Source organism: Streptomyces pseudoechinosporeus, assembly GCF_054783935.1.
In genome coordinates this window covers 1-12621 of sequence record NZ_BAAGPS010000036.1, presented here as the reverse complement: position 1 = coordinate 12621, position 12621 = coordinate 1, and the positions used below count along the sequence as shown (strand labels likewise).

The window sequence follows — 12621 nt, the reverse complement described above, 5'->3', positions numbered from 1 at the left end:
GCCAGTCCCGCAGTCCGCCTGAAACAAGATCACCGGACTCTACGAAACTCGGGGCAGCTCACTTCTGCTGCATCGCCGCCACCCGCCGACGAGCCCGCTCCAGCCTTCGCCACCGCCGTGACCTGCACCGACCCGAACAGAACACCGCTGCCGCCGACTTCATCGGAGGCAGCGGAACCCCACACTCCCGGCAATACCTTCGAATCACCCCACCAGTGGCCATGACCACCAGCATCCCGACGGCCTGGCCGCACGGCCAGGGATGTCAAGCAGTCACTGAGAGGGCGGTAAGTGACGTGCTGCCCGTTCCGCGCTTGCAGCTGGGGCTGTCGGGCTGGTGGTGGCCTCTCCGGGTGGCTATGGCCGTGGCTGGGTGAACAACCCCTGCTCGGTCTCGATCAGGATCCCGCGTTCGACCAGCCGCTTGAGCTTCAGCCGGACGTTGTTGACGTTGCTGGGCGCGATCTCCAGATCCATCGCCTCGCAGACCGCCCGTGCCCGCAGCGGGGCGTCGGCCGCGGCGAACACCGCCATGATCTGCCGGTAGGCCGGATGGTCCGGCAGCTTCGCGGCCGGCGGCGTCGGCGGGGACGGATCAGGCAGCGCCAGCAGGGTCTTGCGGGTGATGCGGACCTCCTCGGCGACCCGGTCGAACTCCTCCAATTGCGCGGTGAGTTCCGCGATGCGTCCCCGCGTGGCCTCGGCCTGCGCGGCGATCTCGCGCTCTTGCTCCTCCAGGTGCGCCAGCACCGCTCCCAAGGTCAGCTTGCTGCCGCTCATGCGCCGCGCCAGGTAGGGGTGGAGGTCGCGGTGAGCATCCGGGCCATCCGATCGCTTATGGCCCAGTACACCCTCGACTCGGCGGAGGCGGGCCAGTGCTCGTAGTCCCGTACCAGCCTGCGGTGCAGCATCATGATCCCGTTCACCTGCTCCACCACCCACCTCTTGGGCTGCGGGACGAACCCGCTGGTTGCCGGGTTGCGCTCGACGACTTCGACGTCGATGCCCACCTTCTGGCCGTGGTCGATGACGGCGGTTTTGAACCCCTGGTCCACCAGGGCCTTGTGCACCGTGTCGGTGTCGGCGGCGACCTTGTCCAGCAGGGCAATGCCGGCGGCGTTGTCGTGCGCGGACGCGGCCAGCACCACCACCGCGATCACCAGACCGAGAACATCAACTGCCAGGCCGCGCTTGCGGCCTGGGACTTTTTTTGCCGCGTCTCTTCCGGTGGTGTCGGCGGGCACCCCGACGGCCGCGTGCAGGCTCTGGGTGTCGAGCACCACCAGGCTCGGGTCGGCCTTGCGCCCCCGGCCCTCGCGGACCTGCCAACGCAGCAGGTCGTGGATGGTCTGGTCGGTGCCGTCGTCGCGCCACTTGTAGAAGTAGTACTTCACCGCGCCGACCGGGGGCAGGTCGTGGGGGAGGTAGTCCCACTGGCAGCCGGTACGGGACTGGTAGAGCAGGGCGTTGACGATCTCCCGCATCTCGTAGGCGCCCTGGTGGCCGCTGACGGAGGGATGCTGAGCCTTCCAGGAGGCGATGACGGGCTCGATCAGGGCCCACCGCTCGTCGGATAAGTCGCTCTTGTAGGGCTGGCGGTCGCTCACGAAGAACACTCCAGCACGACAGGACTCCCCGATCAGTCCCGATACGCCTGTGCCACACCTTCCAGCGACAACAAACGCGGCATCACGTCACATACCGCCCTCTGAAGGCTCGGCTTGGCACCGATTTTGAGTGCGACTCATGTGCCGTTACAAGGGGCTCATTCAATTTCTTCGGGCGGACAGATCAGCTCGAGGAAGCGGGTGAGGGGTTCGATGATGTCGAGGCGTGGGTTCAGCAGCCACTGCAACTGGAGGCCGTTGAGGACGGCCTGGAAGAGGACTGCCGTACTGTCCGGATCCAGGTCGTTCCGAAGCCCTTCCCGATCAGCGATTTTTCGCATGCCACCGGCGACACGGGTGCGTCCACGGTCGTAGCGCTCGACGAAGTAGGCGTGCGCCGGGTGGTCCGAGCGGGAGGCCGCGACGGCGAGCTCGAGCCACAACCGCATCAATTCAGGTGCCTTCTGATGGTGTTGTAGGAGGCCTGCGAGGTACGGCGCCAGCGAGGCGGTGCCTTTGACCTTGGCCAGACCCTCGGTCCACTCCTCGGCGTCACGTTGGGCGAGCACCGCGGTGAGCAGTTCTTCCTTGCTGTGGAAGTGGTGCAGGAGTCCTGCGTGGGTGATGCCGACGCGATCGGCGATGTCCCGCAGGGAAGCGCCGGCGTAGCCGCGCTCGGCGAAGCTGTCGCGAGCTGCTCGAATGATCTCCGCCCGCCGGGCCGCCGTCTTCGCGTACGGCCCCCGTGCCTTGGCCTCGTCCACGGTGCCTTCGCCCTCCTCGGAAAACGGCTATCAAGAGTCACCACACGGTGAAATCTACCGTTCAGCAGCAAGGGCCAACGCGCCCTCTTCGTCCGGATCGGCCCTCGAAGAGCACCCTCTCGTCCATCCGTGAATGAGCGCGAACTCGCTTGCGAAGGGCGCTGGGTGGAGCCGTTGCCTGCGCGCGGCCACGTCTTGGCCGGTTGGCGGTCGTGAGGCCCATCGCTGGGTGACGCCACGCGGGCCGCGGCGCAGCGGCGCGCAACTCTCGAGCCTGAAATGTTCAAACGAAGTCCGTCAGAGGGCTGGTGCAAGGCCCGAATCAAAACTTACCATCCGGAAGGTATTGGCGGAGCGGCTGTGGCCGGTGAGACAGCGTGGGCTGTGACTGCGGTTCGGCTCAGTGGTGGGTCAAGGCGGCATGCGTCGTGACGGCATGCGTGTTCGGGTTGGCTGCTCGATTGACCGGGCGGGCACGCCGGACGTTCCAGGCACGGACTCCGAAACGTGAAGGGACGAGATTCGTGACGAGAATCCGTAGTGATCTGACCCGCCGCATGGTTCCCATGCTGGTGACGGCGTCGCTGCTCCTGGTGGCCACGGCCACCGCGCCTGCGACGGCGCAGACGGCCGAGCCCGGTCCGCAGCAGCGCAGCGGAACGCTCCCCGATGGCACCGCGTACGCGATCCACATTCCGGCAAACTGGAACGGCACAGTCGTCAACGACCTCGACGCCGTCGTCAATCTTGCTCATGCGACGCCGCGCGCCCAGTTCTTCCTTGACCACGGCTACGCCTACGCGGGCACGGACCGTCGTCCTGACCGCACCTATCACTTCGATCCGCGCGCGGAGCGCGACGAACAGGCCCAGGTGCTCGACATCTTCACGGCGGAGTTCGGCACGCCGCGACATGCCATCCAGTTCGGCTGCTCCGGAGGGGGCGGGGTGGCACTCGGTGTGGCCGAGTCCTACCCGGACAAGGTCGATGCGGCCATCTCCATGAACGGGGCCGACGGCATCGTGATGTCGAACCAGCGTCTGGATCTGCTGTTCGCGCTCAAGGCCCTGCTCGCCCCCGACAGTGGCCTGCCTGTCGTCGGCATCAGCTACCAGGACCGCGAGAAGGCCGCGAAAGCGTGGGGTGGCGTTCTGGCAGCCGCCCAGGAAACGGGCGTTGGCCGGGCCCGGATCGCCCTGGCCGGCGCGCTCGCGCAAGTGCCCGCCTGGGGTGGCGCGTTCGCGCCGTACCCGGAGGAGCCCGATACGCAGGACAGAGATGCCGTGCAGCAGATGATGATCAGGTCGGTGGTCGACAGTGCCGTCTATGCCGCGGGAATCCGCTACCTCTACGACAACCCGGCGGGCGTGATGTCCTGGAACACCGGAATCGACTACCGGCGCTTCTACGCCCACGCCGACGCGGCACAGAAGAAGACCGTCCGCGAGCTGTACGCGAAGGCGGGAGCACACACCGAGCCGGCAGTGCGGGCAGATCTCAGTCGCGTCAACGCCTCCCCGCGGATCCAGGGCCCGGCGAGCGCCGTGAGCTACTGGAAGGAACGGGCCTTGACCGGGAATCCCCGGGTTCCCCTGCTGCAGCTCACGACCGTCGGGGACTCCACCCGGTCGTCCGCGATGATGGCCGCGTACGCGCAAGGGGTGCGGGCGAACGGCAAGTCCCGCCTGTACCGTCAGGCGCTGATCGACTCGCCCGGGCACTGCACGTTCAACGTGCCCGAGCTGGCGGCGGCCCTGGAGACGGTGATGCGCCGCCTGGAGACAGGCCGGTGGGGCGGCAGTACCCTCCCCGAGGTGCTGAACACCGTCGGCCGGGGCTTCGGGCTCGGCGAGCCGCGCTTCATCAGCACCAAGGGCCTCCCCGCCAAGAGCAACCGCGCGTTCTTCCCGTCCAGCGGGCCTGGGGGCCGCCAGTGAGGGGGTGCGGAGACCGTCCGCTCGCAGGGGAGTCGGACGAGACCCGCCTGCAGAAGGCAGCGACGCGTAGGGGCGGACGACGAGCCCGCCCGCCTAGAAGGGCCACGGCGGAGGCGAAGCAGCAAGGCGCTGGTTGCGCCTTCGCGCCTGAACATGCCGCCGACGGCATCTGCGTTGGCGACAGCCAACAGACCCCCGTCACGTGACCAGTGAGGACACCGACACCCGCCACACCGACCCCGAGGCTCGCCGGTGCGGGGAGCGGCGGCGACGCGACCGGCCACGACGGCGATCAGCTCAAGGCCGACGCTTCCGTGTTGCAGACATCCTGCTTCAGGAAGCAGCTGCTTCGCCAAGGGCACCCGCGACAGTGGCGACCACTCCGTCAGTCGATGTTCAGCGGCGGACACGGAACGAACCGTCACACTCTCCGCGATCGGCGAAGGCCTTCTTTCAAGGAAGGTGCACTTCATCCATGGCTCGAAAGGGGCAGGACGCATGACGAATCCGACGCGGGCAGGCCGACGGGCCAGATGGCGACGTGCGTGGCGGAGCGGACTGTTCGTCGTGGCCGTGACCTCCAGCAGCGTTGTCTGGCCGTCCGCCGTGGCTGCCGAGCCGGCGCCGCAGAACGCCGGTACCGCCACCGGCGGCTTACGGCCGGCCTCGACCGGGCTCCCGCCCGCTCCCAGGCCCGAGCCGATCTCGGTCAGGGAGCTGCCGCTGCCCCCGGTCGCGCCGAGCACTGAAGTCGGCTCGTGCACCAGCGAGATCAACCCCGGCAGGACGGGATGCATCGACCGTTCCGACGGGTTCCAGGCCGGAGGGTTCCTGCCGGACGGCCGCCACATCGTCGCGTCGGTTCGCTTCACCGGGGCACCGGCAGCGCCTGACCCGGCGAGCATCTACACGGGTTCGCAGCTGATCACCCTCAAGACCGACGGCACCAGGTTCCCGGGCGGCGACCCGTGGAAGTGCCTCACCTGCGGGGTGCCCGCCGAGAACGCCGTCGGCCGCAGCGAGGCGCTCGACTACCCCCAGCCGTTCTCCGACGGCAAGCGGGTGCTGGCCGGCACCGACATCATCGACTGCGGGCGTCACAACCTGACGTCCAGGGCCTGCACGCCGGAGCGCGTGCGCATCTACCCGATCCGCTGGAACGTGACCGCCGACGGATCCGGCGCGGGCGGCCCAATGCGTGAGCTGCGTCTGCACCCGGACAACATCCACCTGGGCTTCAACAGCTTCACCGCCTCCAACGGCAAGCTGGGCCAGTTCGCCTACATCGGGCGGCTGAAGTTCAACTCCTCGCCCACGGCGGGCACACCGCTCGCGCCGCGCTACGACCTGACCGACGTCACCCGGCTGTTCGATCCGACGCCGGAGAAGCAGCCGGTCCACGTGGACCTGGATCATCCCGGTCGACTGAAGGTCAACGCCGGCGCTGTCTCGGTCGGTGAGCTGCGTGGCTTCAGCAAGGATGGCACCGAGGTCACGTACGTCGGCTATCCGGCCGAGTCCTCCAACATCGATGTCTTCGCCGCGAACCTGAAGACCGGCAAGGTGCGCCGTCTCACCAGCAATCCCGAGTACGTGGACCCGGTGGATCTCTCACCGGACGGCAATTGGACGGTCGTTATGGACACCCGCGGCTCCGGCCGTCAGATGTTCATGGCGGGCATGCGGGGCATTCCGCCGGTCACCGACCTGGTCTCCTCCAGCGCCGCCTCCTCAACCCGCAACAACGGGCAGCGCCGGTTCTTCCAGCCCTACCTCATCGACCGCTCCGGCGACCGCAGCTCCTACCAGGGCCAGCAGATCAACGCGGGCGGGGATGGCAGCCCCGGGAGCGTCAACGACCCGTACTGGAACGGCAGGGCCGATCCCCAGTGGTCGCCCGACGGCACCAGCATCGTCTACTGGCAGGCGTTCACCGTCCCGCCCGCCTGTGGCGGACACAACCCGCTGCCGTGCCGGCCCTCCACGGCACCCGACGGCCGCACCTATCGCGTCATGATCGCCGACCTCACCAGCCGCAAGCCGGCTCCGGCACGCCACGTCACCACCATTCCCGACCGTATGGCCTGGGGCACCCCGTACGTGCCCGGCAGCCCGATCCCGGTCCGGCCACACCCGCCGCAGGGCACCTACACCCTGCACGGCAAGAGGTCCGGCTCCGCAACAGTCAAGATCACCGAGAACGCCGACCGGACCGCCGTGAAGACCGTCGAGGTCCGCTACACCCGCTACTCCGACGACGGCATCCACACGCTGAACGGCACCGAAAGCGTGACCACACAGAACCCCACCCTGACCACCAACAAGGTCGACTGGTACTCCGACCTCGTCCAGACCGGCCGCACCACCGCCACCAAGAAGACCAGCCCCGACGGATTCCGCCTGACCATCGACGTACTGACCAACATCTTCCAGGCCACCGGCACACTGACCACCACCATCAACGGCCACGTCTACGAGCAGCCGAAGAACGGCACCTGAACCTGGCGGGTCGGTCCAGCCCATCGAGGAGGCAGCCGGATGTCACGGCCCCTCAGCCCGGCCTGGGGGCATCCGCTGCGCCGGGCTGGGCGGGCCGGGCTGAGGGGCCCGGCGTCGCAGCGACGTCGCGAACGGCGGCGATTTCGTGGCCGGAGGTGCAGGTGATGACCGCGTGGACCGGTGCTCCGCAGTCGCGATGGATCAGCGTGACCGTGGGTCCAGGCGCGTCGACAAGCCAGCGTTCGGCCCAGGCGTTGAGAGCAACCAAGGTGGGAGCGAGGCTGCGTCCCTTGTCGGTGAGCCGGTACTCGTCCCGCTCGCGTGCACCGGGCTCGCGGTAGGGCCGCTTCTCGAGCACGCCAACGGCCACGAGGTCACGCAATCGCGCCGAGAGAACGGTCCGGCTCAGTTCGCACCGACGCTGGAAGTCCTCGAAACGCCGGGTGCCGTAGAAGGCTTCCTTCATGATCTTGCCGGCCGCGCGGGGGTTCAGGACTTCCAGGGCGAGGGCGATCGAATCAGGCTCGATGTCCCAGGAGTCACGACTCCACTGAGTTGGATCGTCCGGCCGGCCCGGTCCTTCTGATGCGTCAGCCACGTCCCTCTCCCCAGGTCGGGCCTGCCCAACAGGCCCCTCACACACCTGCACTTTACACTCACCCCGAGCCTGAGTACGGTTATGCGGACTCAGCTCAGGAGAGGGGCGCGCATGAGCGTCGGACAGAGTTACCACCGGAGCAAGGCCGGTACGTCATGGGACGCGATCGTCATCGGGTCCGGGATCGGCGGCCTCACCACCGCGGGCTTCCTCGCCCAGGCAGGACAACGGGTACTGGTCCTGGAGCGGCATTCGACCGCCGGCGGAGCCACGCAGACCTTCCGCCGGGCCGGGTACGAATGGGACGCCGGACTGCACTACATCGGCGAGGTACATCGTCCCAACAGCGGGCTGCGCCAGATCTTCGACCACATCACCGGCGGCAAGCTGGAGTGGGCCCGGATGCCCGACGTCTACAACCGGATCGTCGTCGGCGACCGCGAGTACGAGTACCCCTCGGGTGCCGAGCGGTTCAAGGAGCGCATGACCCGGTACTTCCCGGACGACGCCGAGGCGATTAGCCGCTATGTGGACATGGTCTTCTCGGCCAACCGGTCAGCCAAGAACTTTTTCGCGCAGCACAGCCTGCCGCAGCCCGCCGCCGACGAGCTCTACGAGGCGATGTGCGCATCGTTTCGCGCCTTCTCCGACCGCACGGCGACGGAAGTAGTCTCCGAACTCACCGACAACGAGGAGCTCAAGAGCGTCCTGTGCGGTCACTACGGTGACTACTCACTGACCCCAGGGCGCGCCTCGTTCGGCATGCACGCCATGCTCATCCGGCACTACATCGACGGCGCCAACTTCCCGGTCGGTGGATCGGGCCGCATGACCGAGACGATCACTGAGGTGATCCGGGACGCAGGCGGGGAAGTCCTCATCGCCGCCGAAGTCGGCTCTGTACTGCTCGACGACGAGGGACGAGCCGTGGGCGTCACGATGGCCGACGGCCGCATCTTCCGCGCCCCGGTAGTGATCAGCGATGCGGGCGCTCTCAACACCCTCACCCATCTGCTGCCCGCCGAAGCGACGCTCGATGACGACCTCGTGGAGGCGTGCCGGGCGATCGGCCCCTCGCTCACCTGGGTCGTCCTCAACATCGGGCTCAAGGAGCCGGCCGACCAGCTCGACCTGCAGGCGTCCAACATCTGGGCACACCAGGGGCCAGACCTCGACGCCCAGTTCGCCACCTACGAGGCGGATCCCCTGCACCGTCCGATGCCGGCGTACTTCCTGACTGCTCCCTCGGCCAAGGATCCGCTCTGGAACGACCGCTATCCCGGGCGGAGCACGATCGACATCGGCGGGGTGACAACCTGGTCCCTGTTCGAGCCCTTCGCGGACAGCGCCTGGATGCGTCGCGGACCGGAGTACGAGCAGCTCAAGCAACGACTGAGCCAGGAACTGCTCGACCAAGTCCTGCGGTTCTATCCCAAGGTGGAAGGCAAGATCGATCACATGGAGCTGGCCACGCCGCTCAGCTTCAATCACTTCCTCGGCCGGACCCACGGTGACTTCATGTCGCTGGCGCACACTCCCGAACGTTTTGCCCAGCGGGGTCTGAGCGCCCACACCACGGTGCCCGGTCTGTTCCTCAGTGGCCAGGACGTCGCCGCGGCCGGCGTCAGCGGCGCCGTCGTGGGTGGACTCGTCGCGGCATCCGCCGTGCTCGAACGCGATCCACTGGCCGACCTCTCCACGAGGAGCCTCACGTCCGCAGGGGACAGCGCATGACCGTGAAGCTGATGGTGCTGTACACACAGCCCGTCGAGGGCGGTGCCTTCGACGAACACTATGCGGGTGTCCACGCACCCCTGGTGACAACGGTTCCAGGCCTCGAACGATGGGAGTCCGCACGCGTTGCCGGTGCCGCCGACGGCGGTGAGCAGACGTTCCATCGCATCGCGGAGCTGTATTTCAAGGACATGGAGTCCTTGGAAGCCGCGCTCGGCTCCGACGAGGGACGGGCTACGGGCCGCGACTACCGGCAGATCGCTCCACCCGGCTCTCGGATGTTCATCGCCGCACTGGACGAGTAGCCGCCGGTTCTCCGTTCGCGGTGATCGTGGTCTTGGGAGTGGGCGTACTCCCGTGCCATGCGGTGTCTCGCTGGAGGCGGCCCGACCGCAAGCAAGCGGCGACCCTTGAAGCAAGTGCTGCCCGAGACCACGGAGTTACTCGCTCAGGACATGACGTGGCTGCGCGGAGCAGCCCTGCGGCCGCGCTCTCCGCGGATCCGCCTACCTCTGGCATGCCCACAGGGACCGTATGAAGGCTCTGCAGTCCGAGCGTCCGCAGTCGGCGCCGGTTTCCCTGTCTCATCGCCTGGGATTCGGCATCGGTGCTGTGGCCCGGTGCTCGGTCGGGGTGATGCCGCGCAGGCGCTTGAAGGCGACACTCAGTGCGAAGGTGTTGGCGTAGCCGACCTTGCGTGCGATGGAGCCGACCGTGGCGTCGGTTTCGCGCAGCAGGTCGGCGGCCAGGTCGATGCGCCAGGAGGCGAGGTAGGCCATCGGCGGCTCGCCGACCTGTGCGGTAAACCGGCGGGCCAGCGCGGCGCGAGAGACACCCGATCTGGCCGCCAGCTCCGCGACGGTCCATGGGTGGGCCGGGTCGTCGTGGAGCAGGCGCAGGGCCTGGCCGGCCACTGGGTCGGCCAGCGCGTGGTACCACGGGGGTGCGTGCGCCTCGGAGCGGTCGAACCAGATCCGCAGTGTGAAGAGGAGCATCATGTCCAGCAGCCGGTCACGCATCAGTTGCTGGCCGGGCCGGTCGCCGACGACCTCTTCGACCAGCAGATCCAGTATCGGGCCGCGGCAGTCGGTGTCGGGCAGGACCAGTACTTCGGGCAGCACTTTGAGCAGCCGTTCGCTGATCTCGCCCTGTCCGGTGTAGGCGCCGCTGAACAGCAGCGTTGAGCCGTCCGGTCCCTCGCTGCTCCTGCCGCTCCCGGCGTATTGACCCTGGTCAGCACCGCTGGTCGCGGTCCGCGCCGGGTCATCGGTGACTGAGTACGGCGCCCGGCCGCGGATGAGCGCGATATCCCCGGTGCCGACCGCCACCGGTGCACCGTCGGCGGGCACGATCCACGCCCGGCCACGCACCATCGTGGCCAGCGTCAGCGGCGAGCCGCCGGGGAAGTGCAGAGTCCACGGCTGGTCGATGGTCGTCTGCCGGAAGAGGGCGCCGCGCGCCCGCACCCCCTCCAGCAGCTCGGAGAGTACGTCCATTCCGCCATCGTAGACGCATAGACATCGAAGTGATCCTTTGAACCATCGCACGTATCGCCGCAGGGGGTTTGACTGGGCTCATGACCAAGCCACTGATTCTCGTGACCGGCGGTACAGGCAAGACCGGCAGCCGCGTCGTATCCCGACTGCGGGCGCAGGGCACCCCCGTCCGGGTGGCCTCGCGCTCCGGCGAACAGCCCTTCGACTGGCATGACCGCACCACCTGGGACACCGCTCTGGAAGGCGTGACGGCGGTGTATCTCGTGCCGCTCGACGGGGAAGTCCTCACCCGCCCATTCGTCGAGCGCGCCGCCCAGCTCGGCGTCGAACGCCTGGTGATGCTGTCGGGGCGCGGCCTGGACAACCCCGAATACTCCGGCGACGCCGCCCTCGTCAACGCCACCCACGCGGACGGCGAAGGCGCGCTGCACGACAGCGGACTCACCTGGACGATCCTGCGCCCCACCTGGTTCGCCCAGAACTTCAGCGAGGGCCTCTTCCTGGACGCGGTCCTCGCCGGTGAACTACGGCTGCCCGTCGGGGACGCCGCGGCCTCCTACGTCGACGCCGACGACATCGCCGCGGTCGCGGTCGCCGCGCTCACCGAAGACGGCCACGCCAAGCAGACCTACGACCTGTCCGGGCCCCGGGCCGTGACCATCACCGAGGCCGTCGCCGAGATCTCCCGGGCCACCGGCCGCGCCGTCGGCTATGTCCCGCTGTCCCCCGAGGAGTTCGTCACCGAACTCACCGGCCAGGGCTGGCCGGCCGCCGACGCGAAGTTCTACGCCGAGGGGCTGAGCCCGATCCGGCGCGGCATGGATGCCCACGTCTCCGACGGCGTGCCGCGCGCCCTCGGCCGGCCGGCCCGCGACTTCACCGACTACGTGCAGGCGGCCGTCGGGGCATGGCGGTGACAGAGCACACCACCGCATCGCCGGTGACATCGACATCCACCCGTAATCAGAAAGAGTCAGCCATGTCCAAGGTTTGGTTTGCCACCGGTTCGGCACGCGGTCTGGGCCGTTCGTTCGTGGAGAGCGCACTGGAGCGCGGGGACCGGGTCGCCGCCGCCGACCGGAATACCGAACGCCTGGCGGATCTGACGGCCGAGTACGGACAGCAGTTGCTCGCCCTGCCCCTGGACGTCACCGACAGGGCTGCCGCCATCGACGCGGTCAACAAGGCCCATGCGCACTTCGGCCGCTTGGACGTCGTGGTCAACAACGCCGGATACGCCCAGCTCGGCATGGTCGAGGAGCTGACCGACACACAGCTGCGCGACATACTCGAAACCAACTTCTACGGAGTGTTCTGGATCACCCAGGCCGCCCTGCCGCTGCTGCGCGCACAGGGCGGCGGCCACATCGTGCAGATCAGCTCCATCGGAGGCATCCTCGCGGTCCCGGGCGGGGGCGCCTACCACGCGTCCAAGTGGGCCATGGAGGGGATGAGCGAGGCGCTGGCGGCAGAGGTCGCCGACCAGGACATCAAGGTCACCATCGTCGAGCCGGGCGGCTTCGCCACCGACGGACCCGGCGTCTCCGCGCGCCATGCCGAACCGAATCCGCTCTATGACAAGGTCCGCCAGGCCATGGCCCGCAACATGGATCCGACCACCATGGGGGACCCCAAGGCTGTCGGCCCCGCCCTGCTGGAAATCGTGGACGCCGAGAACCCGCCGCTGCGCGTCCTCTTCGGCACCCCACCGGTCCAGATGATCAAGGACCACTACGCGCGCAAGCTGGCCACCTGGGCCGAGTGGGAACACCTCTCGCACTCCTCCCACGGCTGAGCAGCACCGCTGAGCAGTGGCAATCGGTCAAGGTTCAGGGACCCGGGACACCGGACACTGGCTGTCCCGGGGCGTACGGAAGCATGGGCGCGAACTCCCTCTCACGCCCTCGCAGCTCATTATGTCTACCTAGTAGGACTCCGTTAGGTCTGTGTGTCGACCGTCTTCAGGGGCATGTTGAGTGAGTGGAC

Annotated in this window: 11 protein-coding genes; 6 read left to right on the top strand and 5 right to left on the bottom strand. The window is 68.0% G+C overall.

Annotated elements, in window-relative coordinates:
- Positions 1 to 357 precede the first annotated feature (357 nt).
- The 3 genes from ACYVO6_RS32435 to ACYVO6_RS32425 form a co-directional block, all read right to left on the bottom strand.
- Positions 358 to 780, bottom strand: a complete 423-nt coding sequence (locus ACYVO6_RS32435; protein WP_461067454.1) for a hypothetical protein — start codon at positions 778 to 780, stop codon at positions 358 to 360.
- Positions 777 to 1607 (bottom strand): IS5 family transposase, encoded by an 831-nt coding sequence (locus ACYVO6_RS32430; protein ID WP_461067452.1) that lies wholly within the window; start codon positions 1605 to 1607, stop codon positions 777 to 779. Before ACYVO6_RS32430 ends, ACYVO6_RS32435 begins: the two co-directional genes overlap by 4 nt.
- 158 nt (positions 1608 to 1765) lie before the next feature.
- Positions 1766 to 2371: a TetR/AcrR family transcriptional regulator gene (locus ACYVO6_RS32425; RefSeq protein ID WP_461067450.1), complete on the bottom strand. Its 606-nt coding sequence runs from the start codon at positions 2369 to 2371 to the stop codon at positions 1766 to 1768.
- Between the two features lie 524 nt (positions 2372 to 2895).
- On the opposite strand from ACYVO6_RS32425, the gene ACYVO6_RS32420 reads away from it, so the two are divergent.
- The gene (locus ACYVO6_RS32420) at positions 2896 to 4308 is read left to right on the top strand and encodes a hypothetical protein (protein WP_461067448.1); all 1413 of its coding nucleotides are present in this window, start codon (positions 2896 to 2898) and stop codon (positions 4306 to 4308) included.
- Positions 4309 to 4806: 498 nt separating this feature from the next.
- Positions 4807 to 6807, top strand: a complete 2001-nt coding sequence (locus tag ACYVO6_RS32415) for a TolB family protein (RefSeq protein WP_461067446.1) — start codon at positions 4807 to 4809, stop codon at positions 6805 to 6807.
- A gap of 52 nt (positions 6808 to 6859) precedes the next feature.
- Here ACYVO6_RS32415 and ACYVO6_RS32410 read toward each other — a convergent pair whose 3' ends face one another.
- Positions 6860 to 7405 (bottom strand): winged helix-turn-helix transcriptional regulator, encoded by a 546-nt coding sequence (locus tag ACYVO6_RS32410; protein ID WP_461067444.1) that lies wholly within the window; start codon positions 7403 to 7405, stop codon positions 6860 to 6862.
- Positions 7406 to 7516: 111 nt separating this feature from the next.
- Between ACYVO6_RS32410 and ACYVO6_RS32405 the strand changes: the two genes are divergently transcribed.
- Complete coding sequence (locus ACYVO6_RS32405) at positions 7517 to 9139, top strand: phytoene desaturase family protein (RefSeq protein WP_461067442.1); 1623 nt, start codon at positions 7517 to 7519, stop codon at positions 9137 to 9139.
- Positions 9136 to 9444, top strand: coding sequence for an EthD family reductase (locus ACYVO6_RS32400; RefSeq protein WP_461067440.1), 309 nt, complete (start codon positions 9136 to 9138; stop codon positions 9442 to 9444). The genes ACYVO6_RS32405 and ACYVO6_RS32400 overlap by 4 nt, the downstream gene beginning before the upstream one ends.
- 279 nt (positions 9445 to 9723) lie before the next feature.
- On the opposite strand, the gene ACYVO6_RS32395 is transcribed toward ACYVO6_RS32400, so the two are convergent.
- Positions 9724 to 10635, bottom strand: coding sequence for a cupin domain-containing protein (locus tag ACYVO6_RS32395; RefSeq protein WP_461067438.1), 912 nt, complete (start codon positions 10633 to 10635; stop codon positions 9724 to 9726).
- Positions 10636 to 10715: 80 nt separating this feature from the next.
- On the opposite strand from ACYVO6_RS32395, the gene ACYVO6_RS32390 reads away from it, so the two are divergent.
- Positions 10716 to 11552, top strand: a complete 837-nt coding sequence (locus tag ACYVO6_RS32390) for an NAD(P)H-binding protein (protein WP_461067436.1) — start codon at positions 10716 to 10718, stop codon at positions 11550 to 11552.
- A gap of 62 nt (positions 11553 to 11614) precedes the next feature.
- On the top strand, positions 11615 to 12430 hold the full coding sequence (locus tag ACYVO6_RS32385; protein WP_461067434.1) for an SDR family NAD(P)-dependent oxidoreductase: 816 nt from the start codon (positions 11615 to 11617) through the stop codon (positions 12428 to 12430).
- The last annotated feature ends 191 nt before the right edge of the window (positions 12431 to 12621 follow it).

Excerpts from the sequence above, each read along its gene's own strand:
- ACYVO6_RS32435 (WP_461067454.1), bottom strand. The coding sequence starts at position 780 with ATGAGCGGCAGCAAGCTGACCTTGGGAGCGGTGCTGGCGCACCTGGAG.
- ACYVO6_RS32415 (WP_461067446.1), top strand. The coding sequence starts at position 4,807 with ATGACGAATCCGACGCGGGCAGGCCGACGGGCCAGATGGCGACGTGCG.
- ACYVO6_RS32405 (WP_461067442.1), top strand. The coding sequence starts at position 7,517 with ATGAGCGTCGGACAGAGTTACCACCGGAGCAAGGCCGGTACGTCATGG.
- ACYVO6_RS32400 (WP_461067440.1), top strand. The coding sequence starts at position 9,136 with ATGACCGTGAAGCTGATGGTGCTGTACACACAGCCCGTCGAGGGCGGT.
- ACYVO6_RS32395 (WP_461067438.1), bottom strand. The coding sequence starts at position 10,635 with ATGGACGTACTCTCCGAGCTGCTGGAGGGGGTGCGGGCGCGCGGCGCC.
- ACYVO6_RS32390 (WP_461067436.1), top strand. The coding sequence starts at position 10,716 with ATGACCAAGCCACTGATTCTCGTGACCGGCGGTACAGGCAAGACCGGC.
- ACYVO6_RS32385 (WP_461067434.1), top strand. The coding sequence starts at position 11,615 with ATGTCCAAGGTTTGGTTTGCCACCGGTTCGGCACGCGGTCTGGGCCGT.